This window comes from Nitrogeniibacter mangrovi, from assembly GCF_010983895.1.
In the GTDB taxonomy this organism is placed as follows: Bacteria; Pseudomonadota; Gammaproteobacteria; order Burkholderiales; family Rhodocyclaceae; genus Nitrogeniibacter; species Nitrogeniibacter mangrovi.
In genome coordinates this window covers 3,706,547-3,724,905 of the sequence record NZ_CP048836.1, presented here as the reverse complement: position 1 = coordinate 3,724,905, position 18,359 = coordinate 3,706,547, and the positions used below count along the sequence as shown (strand labels likewise).

18 protein-coding genes are annotated in these 18,359 nt (G+C 69.2%); 11 read left to right on the top strand and 7 right to left on the bottom strand.

Annotated features, from left to right (window positions below):
* Window positions 1-158 precede the first annotated feature (158 nt).
* On the top strand, window positions 159-536 hold the full coding sequence (locus G3580_RS17255; RefSeq protein WP_173767590.1) for a hypothetical protein: 378 nt from the start codon (window positions 159-161) through the stop codon (window positions 534-536).
* A gap of 1 nt (window position 537) precedes the next feature.
* Here G3580_RS17255 and G3580_RS17250 read toward each other — a convergent pair whose 3' ends face one another.
* Both G3580_RS17250 and G3580_RS17245 read right to left on the bottom strand, forming a co-directional pair.
* Window positions 538-1,698 (bottom strand): FecR family protein, encoded by a 1,161-nt coding sequence (locus G3580_RS17250; protein WP_173767588.1) that lies wholly within the window; start codon window positions 1,696-1,698, stop codon window positions 538-540.
* Window positions 1,695-3,452, bottom strand: coding sequence for a CHASE2 domain-containing protein (locus G3580_RS17245; protein WP_173767586.1), 1,758 nt, complete (start codon window positions 3,450-3,452; stop codon window positions 1,695-1,697). The genes G3580_RS17250 and G3580_RS17245 overlap by 4 nt, the downstream gene beginning before the upstream one ends.
* Before the next feature lie 51 nt (window positions 3,453-3,503).
* Between G3580_RS17245 and G3580_RS17240 the strand changes: the two genes are divergently transcribed.
* The 3 genes from G3580_RS17240 (at window position 3,504) to G3580_RS17230 (ending at window position 5,638) form a co-directional block, all read left to right on the top strand.
* The gene (locus tag G3580_RS17240) at window positions 3,504-4,763 is read left to right on the top strand and encodes an RNA polymerase sigma factor (RefSeq protein ID WP_173767584.1); all 1,260 of its coding nucleotides are present in this window, start codon (window positions 3,504-3,506) and stop codon (window positions 4,761-4,763) included.
* A gap of 81 nt (window positions 4,764-4,844) precedes the next feature.
* The gene (locus tag G3580_RS17235) at window positions 4,845-5,189 is read left to right on the top strand and encodes a YciI family protein (RefSeq protein WP_173767582.1); all 345 of its coding nucleotides are present in this window, start codon (window positions 4,845-4,847) and stop codon (window positions 5,187-5,189) included.
* Window positions 5,190-5,224: 35 nt separating this feature from the next.
* On the top strand, window positions 5,225-5,638 hold the full coding sequence (locus G3580_RS17230) for a VOC family protein (RefSeq protein WP_173767580.1): 414 nt from the start codon (window positions 5,225-5,227) through the stop codon (window positions 5,636-5,638).
* A gap of 20 nt (window positions 5,639-5,658) precedes the next feature.
* Here the strand turns inward: G3580_RS17230 and G3580_RS17225 are convergent, their stop codons facing one another.
* The gene (locus G3580_RS17225) at window positions 5,659-5,874 is read right to left on the bottom strand and encodes a DUF1127 domain-containing protein (RefSeq protein WP_173767579.1); all 216 of its coding nucleotides are present in this window, start codon (window positions 5,872-5,874) and stop codon (window positions 5,659-5,661) included.
* Between the two features lie 156 nt (window positions 5,875-6,030).
* Here G3580_RS17225 and G3580_RS17220 point away from each other — a divergent pair, with 156 nt between their 5' ends.
* Entirely contained in the window at window positions 6,031-6,930 is a 900-nt protein-coding gene (locus G3580_RS17220; protein ID WP_173767577.1) for a LysR family transcriptional regulator, read from the top strand.
* Window positions 6,931-6,937: 7 nt separating this feature from the next.
* Here G3580_RS17220 and G3580_RS17215 read toward each other — a convergent pair whose 3' ends face one another.
* Window positions 6,938-7,546 (bottom strand): hypothetical protein, encoded by a 609-nt coding sequence (locus G3580_RS17215; RefSeq protein ID WP_173767575.1) that lies wholly within the window; start codon window positions 7,544-7,546, stop codon window positions 6,938-6,940.
* 491 nt (window positions 7,547-8,037) lie between these two features.
* On the opposite strand from G3580_RS17215, the gene G3580_RS17210 reads away from it, so the two are divergent.
* On the top strand, window positions 8,038-8,694 hold the full coding sequence (locus tag G3580_RS17210) for a methyltransferase family protein (protein ID WP_217424524.1): 657 nt from the start codon (window positions 8,038-8,040) through the stop codon (window positions 8,692-8,694).
* A gap of 258 nt (window positions 8,695-8,952) precedes the next feature.
* On the opposite strand, the gene G3580_RS17205 is transcribed toward G3580_RS17210, so the two are convergent.
* Both G3580_RS17205 and G3580_RS17200 read right to left on the bottom strand, forming a co-directional pair.
* Window positions 8,953-11,112, bottom strand: a complete 2,160-nt coding sequence (locus G3580_RS17205; protein ID WP_173767572.1) for a malate synthase G — start codon at window positions 11,110-11,112, stop codon at window positions 8,953-8,955.
* Window positions 11,113-11,242: 130 nt separating this feature from the next.
* Window positions 11,243-11,578: a cupin domain-containing protein gene (locus G3580_RS17200; protein WP_173767570.1), complete on the bottom strand. Its 336-nt coding sequence runs from the start codon at window positions 11,576-11,578 to the stop codon at window positions 11,243-11,245.
* A 133-nt stretch (window positions 11,579-11,711) separates the two neighbouring features.
* Between G3580_RS17200 and G3580_RS17195 the strand changes: the two genes are divergently transcribed.
* The gene (locus G3580_RS17195; protein ID WP_173767569.1) at window positions 11,712-12,620 is read left to right on the top strand and encodes a LysR family transcriptional regulator; all 909 of its coding nucleotides are present in this window, start codon (window positions 11,712-11,714) and stop codon (window positions 12,618-12,620) included.
* A 3-nt stretch (window positions 12,621-12,623) separates the two neighbouring features.
* On the opposite strand, the gene paaY is transcribed toward G3580_RS17195, so the two are convergent.
* A complete protein-coding gene (gene paaY / locus G3580_RS17190) occupies window positions 12,624-13,226 on the bottom strand; it encodes a phenylacetic acid degradation protein PaaY (RefSeq protein WP_173767568.1) in 603 nt (200 codons plus the stop codon).
* Between the two features lie 141 nt (window positions 13,227-13,367).
* Here paaY and G3580_RS17185 point away from each other — a divergent pair, with 141 nt between their 5' ends.
* From G3580_RS17185 to G3580_RS17170, 4 genes are all read left to right on the top strand, one after another.
* Entirely contained in the window at window positions 13,368-14,795 is a 1,428-nt protein-coding gene (locus tag G3580_RS17185; RefSeq protein ID WP_173767567.1) for a sigma-54 interaction domain-containing protein, read from the top strand.
* Window positions 14,796-15,119: 324 nt separating this feature from the next.
* Window positions 15,120-16,190, top strand: coding sequence for a TRAP transporter substrate-binding protein (locus G3580_RS17180; RefSeq protein ID WP_173767566.1), 1,071 nt, complete (start codon window positions 15,120-15,122; stop codon window positions 16,188-16,190).
* A gap of 112 nt (window positions 16,191-16,302) precedes the next feature.
* Window positions 16,303-16,926, top strand: coding sequence for a TRAP transporter small permease subunit (locus G3580_RS17175; RefSeq protein WP_173767565.1), 624 nt, complete (start codon window positions 16,303-16,305; stop codon window positions 16,924-16,926).
* A 2-nt stretch (window positions 16,927-16,928) separates the two neighbouring features.
* Window positions 16,929-18,320: a TRAP transporter large permease gene (locus G3580_RS17170; protein WP_173767564.1), complete on the top strand. Its 1,392-nt coding sequence runs from the start codon at window positions 16,929-16,931 to the stop codon at window positions 18,318-18,320.
* Window positions 18,321-18,359: the final 39 nt, after the last annotated feature.

Here is an 18,359-nt window from a genome sequence, read left to right as displayed (position 1 = left end):
GATGCGACCCGTCTGTCGCGGGTCTGTGGTCCTTGCCAGTGTGTCACCGAACAGCGGCCGTTGCGACCCTTTCGGGCGCAGGGGTTTGGGGCTGCGGGTGCACCTTCCGGCATGGGATGGGATATGCTTCGCGCCGTTCTGGTTCCCCCGGGGTCGTCGTGACTGCCGCGCTGCGTTATTTCGCCATCTCCATCCTGCTGCTTTACGCCTGGTTCGTCGCCAGCGACAGCCTGCTCAACGTCGGTCTGTCGGACGTGGCGGTGAGCCTGCGGCTCAACCTGGTGCGCCCGGTGAGCTGGCTGATCGTGGCCTTGTGCCTGATCGACGCCTGGGGCCTGGGCAAGCGCTTCGCCTGGGCCTGGTGGCTGGGCGTGGTCGGGGCGCTGGTGCAGCTGGCGCGCATGGGCTGGTGGGTCGCCCACCACCACAGCCTGTCGCAGTTGCCGGGCACCGACGTGTGGCTGGCGGCGGCCATGCTGCTGAGCTTCCTGGTCGTGCTGCTGGTGCCGGCGGTGCGCCGCGCCTGCGCACGCTGAGTTATTTGATCACCACGCAGCGCTGACGGGCCGTGTCGGCGTCGGGGTAGGCGGTGCCGCCCCGTTCCGCGCAGGTGGCCCGGTTCGTCTGGCTGACTTGGCCGCGAATGCAGCACCACACCGGGGTCGCCTGGTAGATGCGCAGCAGGTTCGGGTTGATGGGCACCACCGGCTGGGTGACGGTGCCGGTGCGTGACGGCGGCGTGGCCGCTGGCGGTGGGGTGCAGGCGCGCTGCGCCGCGTTGGCGTCGTTGCCGAAGAACTGCCCCGCGCAGCGGCTGCGGGTGGTCTGGATCACCTGGCCATTGACGCAGCACCAGCCGGTCGGCTCGGTGCACGCGGCCACCGCCTCGCGCTGACTCACATGAAAGCTGCCGCGGCACTCGGCGCGGAGGCTCGCCGAGACCTGCCCGCCCGCGCAGCACCAGCCGCGGGTGCATTGATATTCGGCGGTGCGCTGCGATTCCTCGAAATGGCCGCCGCAGGCGTTCGACAGGGCCGGATACACCCGACCGCCCGCGCAACACCAGCCGGCCTTGGGCGCGTTGCGGATGGTCTGCGCCCACTGATCGATTCGCGCCATCTCGGCCTCGCTCACCGGATTGACCACGGGCGCGCGCGCGCCGCGATAGTTCAGGGTCATCTGCCGGCCGGCGGCGACCCGCATCGGCGCCCAGCGATCCTGCCGGGAGCTGCAGCGCACCACCCCGTCGAGCACCACCACGCGCATGCTGCGGCCCGGCGACGATTCGAACAGGAAGCGGGTGCCTTCCACGTCGGCCGCCACGCTCTCGTCCTCGACCCGGAACAGGCCGCGCACGCTGGCCAGCACGCGGCCGAAGAACACCTCCAGCGACCCCAGGCGGACCTTGGTGCGTGGCGCCAGCACCGCCTCGCCGTTGTCCAGGCGCAGCACCGCGCCGCCGGCACCGGTCTCGATGATGTCACCCGGCTGGAGCATGAGCGGCAGGCGCACGTCGAGCGCCCGGCCACCGCGGGTGACCGAGACGAGCTGGCCGGCGGTGGCGGCGTCCACGCTCACGAAGCCGCCGCCGGGGTGTTCGCGCACCACCTTGTTGAGGGCCGGCCCGCAGCCGCTCAGGGCGGCACCGAGCAGGAGAATGAGGAACACACGCAGGGGGGCACGGGTGGTGGCGGTCATGCGGCGGGACTCCATGAACGATCCGGCGCCTGGAGCCGGTGCAGCACCGCCCAGGCGAGGAACAAGGCGGTCAGGTCGTAGGGCAGGTTGAGCAGGAACCCGCCGACGGCCAGCGCCGTGGCGAGACCGAGGTAGGCGAGCACCACCAGCGCGGTGACGGCGCGTCGCGGCCAGGGCGGCAGCGGCGCGGCGAAGAAGCCGGTGGCGGCGCCGGCCAGCCCCATGCCGGCGAGGATGGCGAGGGCCTGGTCCACGGTGGGCTGCACGGTTTCGCGGTGGTGGACGAGAGTGGCGATGGCCTCGGCATGCAGTTCGACGCCGGGCACGCTGCGCCGCGTGAAGCCGCGGCTCAGGGGATGGCGGTCGCGGCTGTCGCGGCGGGCGTCGCCCACCACCAGGATGCGCCCGGCGAGCCGCGCATCCGGGGTGACGGCCGGGTCGAGCACGTCGGCATAGGCGATGTGCCGCGCCGGTGCCTGCCAGTAGTCCGCGGCGCTGGCGCGCAGCAGCAGCGCGGCGACCGTGTCGCCACGGCGCGGCGGCACGCAGGTGTCGTCGGGGACGCGCTCGAGGCTGGAGAAGCGTGGCGCCTGGGCGTCGGGTACGCCGTCGAGGCGCAGGCGGCGCTCGTCGATGTCCGCTTCCGACACCGTGCCGGCAAAGGCGGCGGCGAGGGCGAAGGCGGCGTCATGCACCGGCATGTGCCGGGCCATCGGCGTGTCGGCGGGCAGCGTGGCGAGGGGGACCAGGTAGCGCTGGTCGCGCTGGATCAGGCAGGTGGTGGCGTGCGTCAGCGCGGCCAGGGGGGCGGGCCGCGCGTTGGCGGCGTCGTCGAAGCGGTGGCCGCCGAGGATCACGCGCATCGGCGGTGTGGCCGACCGGGCGCTGCGTGCCGCGCCGGCGAGGCGTGCGTCGGCTCCGGTGGCGCCGGTGAAGGCCAGGTCGAAGGCCACCGCGCTGGCCCCGGCGGCGCGGGCGCGCTCGATGAGGCGGGCATGCAGGCCGCGCCAGCGGGCGTTGGCGCCGAAGGGCGGGCCGAGGCGGGCCACGCTGGCGTCGTCGATGGCCACGATCGTCACGCCGGCGTCCTCGGGCAGGGGGGCGATCTCGTCGGCCAGCCACAGCAGGCTGTTCTCGGCGAGGGTGTCGAGGTTGAGCGGCGCGAGCAGGCTCACCCACAGCGCCAGCACCACGACCACGGCGAGCACCGGCACCAGCAGGGAGGTGAGCCTGAGTGCCCGGACCAGGCGCGTGAGCCGGTCCACCTCGCGGCGCAGGTAGCCGCGCGGGCGCTGCAGGATGTCGTCCACCAGGGCGTTGAAGTCGCGCTCGAAGCTGGCGTCGTCCACGATCGCGGCGTTGCGCAAATGCAGGGCCTTGAGCGCCTCGGGCAGCTCGGCCTCGGCGGGCATCTGCGCACCGCCCACCAGCACCGGGACCACCCGTTTGCCGGCGGCCAGGCCGCTGGCCACCTCCTGGCGCACGAAATCGTCCGCCTGGTCGAGGCGGCGGCCCCGGTCATTGGCCGCGTCGAGCCAGCCGGGGCCGATGACGACGATGAGCACGTCGGTGCTCGCCAGGCGTTCGTCGAGCACGCGGGCGAAGTCGTCCCCGGCGGCGATCTTGTCGGTGTCGAGGAACACGCGCGTGGCGCCGAACTGGCGCTTGAGCCAGTCGCACAGGCGCCCCGCCCGGGCGCTGGCATCGTCGCGCCGGTAGCTGATGAAGAGGGTGGGCGAAGACGACGCTGTCATGAGCTCATTCTAGACAACGCAAGGTCACCATGCCGGCGTATGCTGGCGGCCATGAACCGTTCCGACGACGATGCCCTGGCCCGGGTCGAGGCCGTGTTCCGCGACGAATCGCGTCGCGTGCTGGCGACGCTGATCCGCCTGCTGGGGGACTTCGACCTGGCCGAGGAGGCGCTCCAGGAAGCCTTCATGGCCGCCTCCAGCGCCTGGCCGCGCGAGGGCGTGCCGGCCAATCCGCGCGCCTGGCTGGTGTCGGCCGGGCGTTTTCGTGCCATCGACCGCATCCGCCAGCGCGCCCGCTTCGACGCCTCGCTGGCGGAGCTGGCCTGGCGCCTGGCGGAGACCGGCGAGGACGTGGCGCAGCCGCAGACACCGGACGAGGCCATCGAGGACGACCGCCTGCGCCTGATCTTCACCTGCTGCCACCCCGCGCTGGCGCCCGAGGCCCAGGTGGCGCTCACCCTGCGCGAAGTGTGCGGCCTGACCACCGAGGCCATCGCCGCCGCCCACCTGACCGCGACCCCCACCCTGGCGCAGCGCATCGTGCGCGCCAAGGCCAAGATCCGTGCCGCGCGCATCCCCTACGAGGTGCCGGACGGGCGCGATCTGCCGGCGCGGCTCGACAGCGTGCTGCAGGTGATCTACCTGATCTTCAACGAGGGCTATCTGGCCTCTGCCGGCGAGGACCTGACCCGGGCCGAGCTGTCGGAGGAGGCCATCCGCCTCGGCCGCCTGCTGGTGGCCCTGCTGCCCGAACCGGAGGCGATCGGCCTGCTCGGGCTCATGCTGCTCACCGAGGCGCGCCGGCCCGCGCGCACCGACGCCGAGGGGCGGCCGGTGCTGCTCGAGGATCAGGACCGGCGCCTGTGGCACGCGGGCCTGATCGACGAAGGGCTGGCGCTGGTGACCCGTGCGCTCGAATCACGCCGCACCGGGCCCTATGCCTTGCAGGCGGCCATTGCCGCGGTGCACGCCGAGGCCGCGCGCGCGGCGGACACCGACTGGGCGCAGATCGTCGGCCTCTACGACGTGCTGCTGCGCCTGACCGGCTCGCCGGTGGTGGCGCTCAACCGGGCGGTGGCCGTGGCCATGCGCGACGGTCCGGCGGCGGGGCTGGCGCTCATCGATCCACTGATGGCGGACGGCCCGCTGGCCGACTATCGGCTCGCCCATGCGGCGCGCGCCGAGCTGCTGCAGCGCCTGGGGCAGACCGGTGCGGCGCGGGACGCCTGGGATGCGGCGATCGCGCTCACCCGGCCATCGGCCGAGCAGCGCCACATGATCGCGCGCCGCGACGCCCTGCCGGACCCCTGAGCCATTTTCGACGAACGGTTGTCGAAAACCGCGCCGGGGAATCGACCAGTTCGTGCCAGCCCCAACCCCACGGAGGTTTCCATGAAATACCTGTGCCTTGTCTATGCCGACGAATCCTTGCTGCACAGCCTGCCCGACAGCCCGGAAGATACCGAGTGCCAGGCCTATGCCGACCAGGTGGCCGCCAGCGGGCGCATGCTCGCTGCCCAGGCGCTGGAGCCGGTGGCCACCGCCTCGACGGTGCGCATGCGCGCCGGCAAGCTGAGCATCACCGACGGCCCCTTCGCCGAGACCAAGGAGCAGCTGACCGGCTTCTATCTGATCGAAGCGCGCGACCTGAACGAGGCCATCGCCCTGGCGGCCGACATTCCGGCCGCCCGTGTCGGTTGCGTCGAGGTGCGACCGGTGCGGCAGCTGCAGGTCTGAATCCCCGAGATCGAGTCCATGACACGGAGAGAAAAATGAAAGTCGACCCCTATCTGATCTTCAACGGCCGCTGCGAAGAGGCCATCCAGTTCTACGTCGATGCGCTCGGCGCCCGCCTCGAGGTGCTCATGCATTTTTCCGATGCGCCCCCGGAGGCGCAGGGCGGCTGCGCGCAGACCCCGGAAGGTGTCATGCACGCGAGCTTCCGCATCGGCGACAGCGTCGTCATGGCCACCGACGGCGCCCCCGGCGAGCCCAAACCGTTCGGCAGCTTCGCGCTGACGCTCACGGTGGTGGACGAGCTGGAGGCGGTGCGCTGTTTCGATGCGCTCACCGACGGCGGCCAGGTGACCATGCCGCTGGCCCCCACCTTCTTCGCCCATCAGTTCGGCATGGTGACCGATCGCTTCGGCGTGGCGTGGAACGTGATTTTCCCCAAGGCGATGTGAAGGGGCGGGCCGTCGGCCGCTCAGGGGCGCCAGAACGGTTTCTGGCCCACGAACCGTGCCATCTCGCGGCTGATGCCGATGTCGCGCAGCAGGCGTTCGTCGAGTTCGCGCAGCTCGGCGCGGCTGCGGGCGCGTTGCCGCCACAGGCGCAACAGGGCGCCCCAGCGTTGGAGCCGGGGCGCACGGGAGCGGCCGAGGCGGGCGGGCAGAAGGGCGGGGCGGGTGTGCTGGAGCATGGCAGCCTCCGTGGCGTGTTCAGGATATGCCTGAAGCTTCGGTATCCGCGCCAAAACATGCCAATCGTTTATCCGGATCGACCCGTTCGGAAATTGTGATGGCGTCGCTGGCGCCGATGCGTTTCAATGCCATGGCACCCCCGCTGGAGCCGTCTCATGGAGCTGTACCACCTGCGCACCTTCGTCACCGTGGCCGAGGAAGGCCACCTGACCCGGGCCGCCGAGCGCCTGTTCACCAGCCAGCCGGCCATCAGCGCCCATGTGAAGGCGCTGGAGGAAGAGCTCGGCGTGACCCTGTTCGACCGCACCCCGAAGGGCATGCAGCTGACCGCCGCCGGAGCGCAGCTGCTGGTGAAGGCGCAGCGCGCGCTGGCCGCGGCCGGGGACCTGATGGACGAGGCGCGCAGCCTGCGCGGCGAGGTGGTGGGCGAGGTGCGCATCGGCCTCAACTCGGATGCCGAGTTCCTGCGCGTGGCGGCGATCCAGACGGCGCTCAGCGCCGCGCATCCGCGCCTGTCGGTGGCCTTCATCGGCGGCAGCACCGAGGTGAACCTGCCCGCGCTGCGCGTCGGCAGACTCGATGCGGCCTTCACCAGCGGGGTCATGACCGATCCGGCGATCGAGGTCGTGGTCCTGGGCGAGGAGGCGCTCGCGGTCGGTGTGCCCGCCCGTCTGCGCGGCACCTTCGACGCCGCCGACGTGAGCGCGCTGGCGGCGCAGCCCTGGGTGCTGACCTCGCCCGATTGTTCGCACTACGGCGCCATCCGCGCGCTGTTCGACGCGCATGGGTGCGAGCCGCGCCAGAAGGTGCTGGCTGACCAGGAGGACGCGGTGCTCGCCATGGTGAAGGCCGGCGCGGGGCTGGGGGTGATTCGCCGCGACAAGATCGACGCCGGCGACGACCGGATCGACGCCTTGCCGCTCGCGCTGCCGCCGGTGCCGCTCAACTTCACCTATCCGCGCCGACGCGCCAACGACCCGCTCATCCAGGCGCTGGTGAGCACGATTTGCCAGGTGTGGGAAGTGGCGCCGCCAGCGGTGCAGCTGGCCGGCTGACGCGCCGTCAGCGCACGATGCCGCGCGCGACCAGATCCTTGAGCAGGGCGTCGGCGAGCGGTTCCACCTGATCGACGAAGCTGTCGGTGGCGAAGGTCTCGGCCTTGCCGCTCCAGATCAGCGCCTTGGTGTGGGTCGAATACAGGCTCACCTCGATGACGCTGCGCCGCACCGTGTCCACGTAGCCGGGACGGTCCCAGTAGTCGAACGGAAAGCGCCCCCACAGGCCGTAGTAGGGATGGGTGCCGGCGTAGAAACCGAAGGTGGGGCGATAGATTTCGCGCTCGTAGGTTTCCACCACCCGCGCCACCAGCAGGGAGTCGAAACCGAGCGTGCGCGCCTGGGTGCGGGCCTCGTCCACCGAGCCGGGCACGCTGCTGCCCTTGCCCGCCGCCGCGTGCAGCGCGGTCATGTCCATGGCCGGCTGCAGATACTGCACGAAGGCATCCTCGGACAGGCGCCGGTCGGATTCGGACGGCACCAGCACCGCCGCCACGGTGCGCCCGAGCCGGATCGTCGGCGCGTCCTCGGCGGTCCAGACCGGATGATAGAGGCCGGTGGCGCAGCCGGTGAGCGAGACCAGGCTGGCGAGCAAGACGAGAAGGCGCAGCATCATGAGGAGCTCCGAGCGACCGATGCGATGAGATGACATCCTATTGGAGCACGGCGGCCACGCCGAAGTTCGGCGGCAAAGATCCGGAGACAAAAATTCGCCCCGGCCACGGCAGGCGCCGGACCACCATCGCCCGATTTATCCACGCCGGCCGTGGGCAGAGGTGTGGATAAGCTGTGGGGCGAGTGCGTATCTGGCTGATGTGGCAGGGGTTGAATCCGTTGCTGCGAAATGGGGCAGGGTGCCGGGAAGGGCGCAGGCGCGGGCGGCCGAGCGTGGATCGGCGTTGAATCGCCATCGGCGCCTGGCGAATGGGTCCGCGTCCGCACGACACTGCGCGCCAGTCGACCGCCAGCCTGCGGTGCCGGTCGTCGTCGGCTACGCTGATGCCGTGGGCGTTCATTGAACGTCATGGGGGTTGAGGCCAGGGCATGACATCTTCCACGGAGGGTCGGAACGCGACGCGAACGGCATCTGCTCGGCAGTGGATCCGTGTGGCCGCGGCCTATCTCCTCATCCCGCTGGTTCTGCTGCTGTGCGGAGGCGATCTCGGTTGGTGGCAGGCGTGGGGCTATTCCCTGCTGATCGTCGCCGCGGGCATCGGCGGGCGCGTGTGGGCGGAGCGGCGGCATCCCGGCCTGCTGGCAGAGCGGCAAGCTACGGAGACGTTTCAAAACGCGAAAGCCTGGGACAAAGTGCTGGCGCCGCTGATGGCGCTGAGTGTCGGTTTCCCCGTGGTCATTGTGGCCGGGCTGGATCATCGCCTTGGCTGGTCGTCCGTCTTCCCCCACGGGCTCATCATGCTTGGCTTCGTCCTGGTTTCACTCGGCTACGCCTATGCCGCCTGGGCATTGGCCGAGAACCGCTTCTTCTCCAGCGTGGTGCGTATTCAGACGGATCGGGGTCATGTGGTGTGTGACAGTGGCCCCTATCGGCTCGTGCGGCATCCGGGCTATGCGGGCAACATCCTGGCACTGCTGGGCATCGTGCTGGCCTTGAGCTCGGTGTGGACACTGGTTCCGGTGGCGGTGGCGTTCATCATCGCGGTGCTCAGGACCGCACTGGAAGATCGGACCCTGCTGGACGAATTGCCGGGCTATCGAGACTATGCGCGGCGCGTGCGCTACCGGTTGCTTCCGGGTATCTACTGACGAGCCTCAGTGTGGCGGTTCTTCTCGGCGAATGGGCGACGGTTGTTCGCCGATGGGCAGGAAGGCGTGTCGGTGCGCAAGCACCGCCTGCTGTTCCGGAGCTGTAGGGTGGTCGCTACGGCTCGGTGGTCACGGTGTGGTCACCCGGCATCGACCGAGCGCTCCGGGCGTCAAGCGTCGTTTGCGAACGCGCACCCGTCAAAAAAAACGCCAGCACGGCACCGCCGGCTGGCGTTTCTGTTTGCGCCCGGTTTTGGCTTACTGCGCCTTCACCGTCAGGCGGTGGGCGTGCAGCAGCGGCTCGGTGTAGCCGGAGGGCTGCTCGCGACCCTTGAACACCAGGTCGCAGGCGGCCTGGAAGGCGATGCCGTCGAAGGCCGGCGCCATCGGCGTGTAGGCGGGGTCACCCGCGTTCTGGCCGTCCACCACCTTGGCCATGCGCTTCATGGTCTCCAGCACCTGTTCGGCGGAGCAGATGCCGTGGTGCAGCCAGTTGGCGATGTGCTGGCTGGAGATGCGCAGGGTGGCGCGGTCTTCCATGAGGCCGACGTCGTTGATGTCGGGCACCTTGGAGCAGCCGACGCCCTGGTCGACCCAGCGCACCACGTAGCCGAGGATGCCCTGGGCGTTGTTGTCGAGCTCGCGCTGGATCTCGTCGGCCGTCAGTTGCTGGTCGCCCAGCAGCGGGATGTCGAGGATGTCGTCCACGTTGGCCGGGGTGCGATCCTTGATCTCCTTCTGCAGTTCGAACACGTTGACCATGTGGTAGTGCAGGGCGTGCAGGGTGGCGGCGGTGGGCGAGGGCACCCAGGCGGTGTTGGCGCCGGACTTGGGATGGCCGATCTTGGCGGCCATCATGTCGGCCATGTTGTCGGGCACGGGCCACATGCCCTTGCCGATCTGGGCACGGCCGGACAGGCCGCAGGCCAGACCCACGTCCACGTTCTGGTCCTCGTAGGTGAGGATCCACTTCATGGTCTTGAGCTTGGCCTTGGGCGCGAACGGGCCGGCCTCCATGCTGGTGTGGATCTCGTCACCGGTGCGATCGAGGAAGCCGGTGTTGATGAACACGACGCGCTCCTTGGCGGCGCGGATGCATTCCTTGAGGTTCACCGAGGTGCGGCGCTCCTCGTCCATGATGCCGACCTTCATGGTGTTCTTCGGCAGGCCGAGGGCCTCTTCGACGCGGCCGAACAGTTCGACGGTGAAGGCGACTTCTTCCGGGCCGTGCATCTTCGGCTTGACGATGTTGATGCTGCCGGTGGTGGAGTTGCGGAAGGCGCCGTTGCCCTTCAGGTCGTGGATGGCGGCGCAGGCGGTGAACATGGCGTCCATGATGCCTTCGGGGATTTCCTTGCCTTCGCCCCAGAGGATGGCCGGGTTGGTCATCAGGTGGCCCACGTTGCGCACGAACAGCATGGAGCGGCCCTTGAGGGTCAGGGTGCCGCCGGCCGGCGCGGTGTACTCGCGGTCGGGGTTCATGGCGCGGGTGAATGTCTTGCCGCCCTTGCTCACGGACTCGGTCAGGGTGCCCTTCATGAGGCCCAGCCAGTTGCCGTAGGCCAGCGCCTTGTCTTCGGCGTCCACGGCGGCCACGGAGTCCTCGCAGTCCATGATGGTGGTCAGCGCGGCCTCGACGAGCACGTCCTTGATGCCGGCGGCGTCATCCTTGCCGATGGGGTGGTTGCGGTCGAACTGGATCTCGAAGTGCAGGCCGTGCTGTTGCAGCAGCACCGCGGTGGGGTTGGCGGCGTCGCCCTGGTAGCCGGCGAACTGGGCGTCGTCGGCCAGGCCGGTGGTGCTGCCGTCCTTGAGCGCCACGACGAGCTTGCCGTCGTGCACGCTGTAGCGGATGGCGTCGCTGTGGGAGGCGTCGCTCAGGGTGGCGGCGTCGTCGAGGAAGTCGCGGGCGTAGGCCACGACCTTGGCGCCGCGCACCGGGTTGAAGCTGCTGCCCTTCTCGGCGCCGCCGGTCTCCGGCAGCACGTCGGTGCCGTAGAGGGCGTCATAGAGGCTGCCCCAGCGAGCGTTGGCGGCGTTGAGCGCGAAGCGGGCGTTCATGACCGGCACCACCAGCTGCGGGCCGGCCTGGACGGCGATCTCGGGTTCGACGTTGGCGGTCTCGATCTGGAAGTCGGGGCCGACCGGCACCAGGTAGCCGATCTCTTCGAGGAAGGCCTTGTAGGCGCCGAACTCGCCCTTGCCGTTGGCCTTGTGCCAGGCGTCCAGCTTGGATTGCAGTTCGTCGCGCTTGGCGAGCAGGGCGGCGTTCTTCGGCGCCAGGTCGCTGACGATGGCATCGAGGCCGGACCAGAACTGCTCGGCGGTGACGCCGGTGCCCGGCAGGATATCGTTTTCAAGCAGGGACTTCAGTTCGTTGGCGACCTGCAGGCCACCGATCTGGGTACGTTCGGTCATGGCGTTCAACCTCGAAAAAGATGGGCCGGCGCAGGGCGCCGGACGGAACTGTGAATTCTAGACGCTGCCGGTCGAAACGCCGGCTCGCGTCCTGGGTGTGCTCGCTTGTCGAGTCTTATGGTTCACTCGCTCACGTATCGGCTCGCGGCAGATGCACCGCCAGCCACACCGTGGGTGAGTGTGTCTCCTCCACCCGGTGCCGGCACCCGGCCGGCAAGCAAATCCAGTCGCCCGGCTCCAGCGTCTCGCGGCGTCCGTCGGCAAAGGCGAGCACGCCCCGGCCGGAGACCACCAGCACCCATTCGTCGCGGTCCTGGTCGTACCAGAACCCGGGCGGGCTGGCCTGTCCGTGCGAGACGATGCGCTCGATGCGGGCGCCGCCGGCGTGCATCAGGGGCGTCACGTGCTCGTCGGCCGCCGCGGCGGGCAGCGGATCGGTCAGTGAGCCGCGTTTGAACTCGTGCATGCCCGGGCGCTCCTTGGGCGATTCGCGTGATCAGGCCATCGAAGCATAGACGTTTGCACCGGCCTTGGGAATTCCTGCTAGAGTCGTTTCTATCGATACTTTTCGTATCGAGTGGAAGGCCGGGAGGGCGTCCATGGATCGGTATACCGAGATCAGAAGTTTCGTATTGACGGCCGAGAAGGGCAGCTTTGCCGCCGCCTCGACGGTGGAGGGGGTGACCCCGGTGGTCATGGGGCGGCGCCTCGACGCGCTCGAGCGTCGCCTGGGCGTGCGCCTCATGCACCGGTCCACGCGCGGGCTCACGCTCACCGAGCTGGGGGCGGAATTCCTCGAGCAGTGCCGCCAGCTGCTCAAGGATTTCGAGGCGGCGGAGGCCAGCGTCAGCGCCGGGCGTCATGATGTGCGCGGCCATCTGGTGGTGACCGCGCCGGCCGGGTTCGGCCGCCGCCACGTGGGCCCCCATGCGCCGGCCTTCAAGATGCAGTACCCGGACCTGAAGCTGTCCTTCAACTTCACCGACAGCGTGGTGGATCTGGTGCGCGAGGGCTACGACATGGCGATCCGCATCGGCGAGGTGGTGGACCCGGACTACGTGGCGGTGCCCCTCTATCCCAACCATCGGGTGGTGTGCGGCACGCCGGCGTATTTCGAACGGCACGGCATTCCGCAGCAGCCCGAGGAGCTCGCCGGGCACAACTGCCTGGCCTTCAATCCGCAGGGCGGCCAGCAGCGCGGCTGGGCCTTCGCGCGCGAAGGCAAGCGCTTCTCGGTGCGGGTGGACGGCGACATGGCCTGCAACGACGGCGAGTCCCTGTTCGAGTGGGTGCGCCAGGGGCTGGGCATCGCCTGGCGTTCGACCTGGGAGATCCAGCCGGAGCTGACCCGCGGCACGCTCATGACCGTGCTCGACGCGTTCGCCGTCTCCAGCTATCCGATCCAGGTGGTGTATCCGCAGCAGCGCTACCTGCCGGCCAAGATCCGCTGCTTCGTCGATTACCTGCGCGAGATCTACAACCAGCCGGGCTACTGGGAGCGGGCCTGAGCCTCAGCTCTTCTTGAAGTCGTCGAGGGACATCACGCCCTCGAATTCGAGCCGGCGGCGACCCGGTTCCATGGCGGTCAGCGGCGTGCAAGCGCGCAGGCTGGTCAGGCAGCGCCCGGTCAGTTGCTGGTAGATGCGGGTGCCGTCTTCTTTCCAGGCGATCTCGTCGTCGCTCAGTTCGCGCACCACCTTGGCCGGCATGCCGGCGACCAGATGTCGGGCCGGCACCTGCATGCCGGCCTTGACGAAGGCGCAGGCGGCCACGAAGGCCGCTTCGCCGATGACGGCGTTGTCCATGATCACCGCGTTCATGCCCACCAGCGCGTTGCGCCCCACGCGGCAGCTGTGCAGCACCGCGCCATGGCCGATGTGCCCGTCTTCTTCCACCACCGTGTCGGCGCCGGGATAGCCGTGCATGACGCAACCGTCCTGCAGGTTCGAGCCGGCCTCGAGCACGATGCGGCCGAAGTCGCCGCGCAGGGAGGCGAGCGGGGCCACGTAACAACGCGGGCCGACGATGACGTCGCCGATGAGCACGGCGTCGGGATGGACGTAGGCGTCGGGGTCGATGACGGGGCGGAGGCCGTCGATTTCATAGCAAGGCATGGTGCATTCCTGCGGCCGGAGCGCGGCTCCGGGAAGTGGCGAACAGGGACAGGATACGATGGCCTGCGCCGGGCGTGCCGCCCCCGTTTTCGCCGTGCGGGCGAGGGCGTACCATGGCGGGACAAGAACGAGGAGACAAGCATGCGGGAACAAGCCCGGGTGGTGCCGCTCAATCGCGACGATGCCTCGGCGCGGCTCGGCGAGGCCCTGCGTCTGTTCGGCGAGATCAGCGAGGGGACGCTGTCGGTGGACCGCGAGGCGCGCATCACCTGGATCAGCGAACCCTATTGCCGGCTGCTCGGTATCGAGGACGCGGACGCCGCGATCGGCCGGCCGGTGGAAGAGATCATCCCCGAGAGCCGTATGCGCCAGGTGGTGGAGACCGGGCGCCCGATCCTGCTCGATCTGCTCAACTTCGGTGAGCAGCATTTCGTGGTCTGCCGGGTGCCGCTGAAGAATGCCGCCGGCGAGGTCGAGGGGGCGATGGGCTTCGTGTTCTACGACCGGGTCGACTACCTCAAACCCATCCTCGACCGTTTCCAGAGCCTGCAGGTCAAGCTCGATCAGGCCAACGCCGAGCTGGCGCGGGCGCGCGGGGCGCGCTATTCGCTGTCGAGTTTCATCGGCGTGAGCCCGGCCATCGTCGAACTCAAGAGCACCGCGCGCCGGTTCGCGCTGCGCGAGGGCGCGGTGCTGGTGCAGGGGGAGACCGGCGTCGGCAAGGAGCTGCTGGCCCATGCCCTGCACCTGGCCTCGGCGCGCGCCAGCGGCCCCTTCGTGGCGGTCAACATGGCGGCGGTGCCCGAGACCCTGCTCGAGTCGGAGTTCTTCGGCGTGGCGCCGGGGGCCTTCACCGGGGCCGAGCGGCGCGCGCGACCGGGCAAGTTCGAGCTCGCCGACGGTGGCACCCTGTTCCTCGACGAGATCGGCGACATGCCGGCGGCGATCCAGGCCAAGTTCCTGCGCGTGCTCCAGGAGGGCGAATTCGAGGCGCTCGGCTCGAACACGGTCAAGCATGTGAACGTGCGCATCGTCGCGGCCACCAGCCAGAACCTGGAGGCCAAGGTTGAGGCGGGGGCCTTCCGCGCCGACCTGTATTACCGGCTCGCGGTGCTGCCCCTGTTCGTGCCGGCCCTGCGCGAGCGCCCCGAGGACATCCCGGTGATCGCCGAGCGCATCCTCGACGACATCCCCAAGGAGCCCGGTTTCGGCGGCTGGTACCTGACCGACTCCGGTCTCGATGTGCTGCTCGCCCATCCCTGGCCGGGCAACGTGCGCGAGCTGCGTAACGTGCTCGAGCGGGCCACTGCGCTGGCCGAGTGCGAGGCGCTGGACGCGGCGGCGATCCGGCGCGTGATGGGTACCTCCGGCGAGGCCGACGCCGCGTCCGGGGCCGAGGCGGCCGGCGAGCCCCTGCGCCTCGCCGACGCGGTCGCCCAGGCCGAGGCCGCGGCGATCCGCGCCGCCCTGGCGCGCGCCGGGGGCGACAAGTCGCGCGCCGCGCGCCTGCTGGGGGTGTCGCGCTCGCAGCTCTACGCCAAGCTCAAGGCCTTCGGCGACCCGGCCTGACGCCGCTGGCGTGTCGTCAGGGCCGGACGCCTGTCCGGCTTTCCGGAATTGCTCCCCATCCCGCGTCCCGCGCGGATCGCCGGCGCGGCGCGGCCGTTCGGCGTGTGCGGGTCCGTGGATTGGCCGGCGCGACCATAAAATATTTTTCTCCATGCATTCAATTGCTTAAGGATCTGGCACGCCCCCTGCAATGAACACGGCACCAGACCGGCGCACTTGCCTGCGCCGGCTGCACAACAAAGACAGGCCGGAGGAGGGGCGGACGCGTGCGTCCGGGATGCTTCGCTTCGGTGGTCTTTCCGTGACCCACAGGAGGAAGATCCGATGACTCAACGCAACACGCCCCGTTCGCTGGTCCTGCTCGCCGGCCTGATGCTCGCCGCCGGCGCCGTGCATGCGGCCGACAAGCTGCGCTGGAAGGTGCCCAACGCCTTCCCGTCCCACCTGCCCGCGCTGGGCGACAACGTGCAGATGGTGGCCGACATGCTCAAGACGGCCTCCGACGGCCAGATCCAGTTCAAGATCTTCGAGCCGGGCAACCTGGTGCCGCCGCTGGAGTTGTCCGACGCGGTGCGCGACAAGACCATCGACGCGGGCTACACCTGGCTGGGCTACGATGCCGGCAAGATTCCCTCTGCGCCGCTGTTTTCGGCCCGCCCCTTCGGCATGGAGCCGTGGGAATACACCGCCTGGTGGTACAACGGCGGCGGCAAGGCGTTGGCCGAGGACGTCTATGGCAAGCGCAACATCCACCCGATCCTGTGCGGCATCACCGGGCCCGAGACGGCCGGCTGGTTCCGCAAGGAGATCAAGACCATGGACGATCTCAAGGGGCTCAAGATCCGCTTCGCCGGGCTCGGCGGGCAGGTGATGCAGAAGGCCGGCGCCTCCGTGACCCTGCTGCCGGGCTCGGAGATCTTCCAGGCGCTGGAGAAGGGCGCCATCGACGCCACCGAGTTCGCGATGCCGGCGGTGGATCAGAAGCTGGGCTTCGACAAGGTCGCCAAGTACAACTATTTCCCCGGCTGGCACCAGACCTACACCGCCTTCCACCTGATCATCAACAAGCAGGTGTGGGATGCGCTGCAGCCGTCCAGTCGCGCGCTGTTCGACACCGCCTGCACCGCCGGGGTGATGCGCAACCTGTCCAAGGGCGAGGCGATCCAGGGCGACGTGATCCGCGGCTTCGAGGCCAAGGGCGTCAAGACCGAGAAGGTGCCCACCAAGATGCTCCATGCGCTCAAGAAGCTCACCGACGAGGTGATGGCCGAGCAGTCCGCCAAGGACGCCGACTTCAAGCGCGTCTATGACTCGCAGGAGGCCTTCTCCAAGAGCTACCAGACCTGGAAGGGCCTGGCCTACCTGCCGCGCGACTTCAACGACGAGAAGCAGTAAGCGCCTGCCGTGGCATGTGGCGGGATGAATCCCGCCCTACGGTTTGATTCGACCGCCGTAGGGCCGGATTCATCCGGCCGATCCACGACCACACCATCGCAAGGGAGACGCCATGAGCGACCGCGAATTCGAGGCGGCCGAGGGGCGTGCGATCTCGCACGACCATCCGGACGACCTGCACTTTCTCATCCACCATGCCGAGCTGCCCGAGACCGCCTTCTCGCGTGTCGTCGACGGCGCCCTGGCGCGCCTGGGGCGTTCGATCTCGTGGGCATGGATCGCCCTGATGGCGGTGATCGTCATCAACGTGGTGATGAAGAACCTGTTCGGCGAGGGCCGGGTGGAGTTCGAGGAGATCCAGTGGCACATCTACGCCGCCCTGTTCATGCTCGGCCTCTCGGTGACCCTGGCCACCGACGACCATGTGCGCGTGGACCTGTTCTACGGCGGCTTCACCCTGCGCACCAAGGCCTGGATCGATCTCGTCGGCATCGTCTGCCTGTTGCTGCCCTTCGTGGCGATGCTGATGTGGTACGGGGTGCCCTTCGTGGCCGATTCGTTCGCCACCGCCGAGCGTTCCAGCTCGCCGGCCGGCCTGCCCTATCGCTGGATCATCAAGAGCGCGCTGGTGGCGGGCATCGGGCTGCTCGGGGTGGCCGCGTGCGCGCGGCTCACGCGCATCGTGGCGCTGCTGTTCCTCGGCCGTGTCCCCGTGGCGAAAAAGACGGAGGCCTGATCATGGCACTCGAGTTCTACGAAATTCTCTGCATCGGCATGTTCGCCGCCTTCATCGTCTTGCTGTTCTCGGGCTTTCCGGTCGCCTGGGTGCTCGGCGGCGTGGCCCTGGTCACGGTGACCGTGGCCGCCTACATCTTTCCCGAACGGCTCGCCGACGGCTTCTACAGCGTCGCCTTCAGCGATCTGGCGGCGGTGACCTCGCGCATCTGGACCATCATGCAGAACTGGGTGCTGGTGGCCTTGCCCATGTTCGTCTTCATGGGGCTGATGCTCGACCGCTCCGGCATCGCCGCCGAACTGATGGAAAACTTCGTCAAGGTGCTCGGCCGCGCTCCGGGCGGGCTGGCGGTGACGGTGGCGGCCATCGGCCTGCTGCTGGCCGCGTCCACCGGCATCATCGGCGCCTCGGTGGTGCTGCTGGCGCTGCTCGGCATGCCGATCATGCTGCGCACCGGCTACAGCCCGAGCTTCGCCGCCGGCACGGTGAGCGCGGTGGGCACGCTGGGCATTCTCATCCCGCCCTCGATCATGCTGGTGCTGATGGCGGACCGCACCCCCGGCGTGGATGCCGGCGGGCTGTTCATGGGCGCGCTGATTCCCGGCGCGATGCTCGGGGTGATCTACATCGGCTACATGATGGCGGTGGGCTTGTTCTCGCCCAAGCATGCCCCGTTGCCGCCGGATGCCCGGCGCATGCGCCTGTCGGACCTGGGCGGGGTGTTCAAGGCGGTGCTGCCGCCCGCGGCACTGATCCTGGCGGTGCTCGGCTCCATCTTCGCCGGGTTCGCCACGCCCACCGAGGCGGCCGGCGTGGGCGCCTGCGGCGCTACCCTGCTGGCGCTTATGCACAAGAAGCTCGATCGGGCCGTGCTGCGCGAGGTGTGCGAGCAGACCACCAAGACCACCGCCTTCATCTTCGCCATCTTCGTCGGCGCCACCGCCTTTTCCTTCGTGTTCCAGGCGCTCGGCGGCGAGGAGTTCATCCACCACGGGCTCAAGAGCCTGCCGTTCTCGCACGACGGCATTCTCATCTCCGTGTTGTTCCTGGTGTTCGTGCTCGGCTTCTTCCTCGACTGGATCGAGATCACCCTGATCGTGCTGCCGCTGGTGGCGCCGGTGATCGCCGGGCTGGACGTCGGCCCCGCCGAGGTGGGGCCGCGCATGATCTGGTTCGTGGTGCTGGTGGCGGTGTGCCTGCAGACCTCCTTCCTCACCCCGCCGGTGGGCTTCGCCCTGTTCTACCTCAAGGGTGTGGCGCCCAAGGAGGTGACGGTGGCGCACATCTACAAGGGGGTGATCCCCTTCATCCTGCTGCAGCTCGGCGGGCTGGTGCTGGTGTATGTCTTCCCGGCGCTGGCGACCTGGTTGCCGAAGGTGGCCTACGGATCGTAGGGCCCGGCTCCGCTGGCCGGGCGGATCGCACCCGCCGAC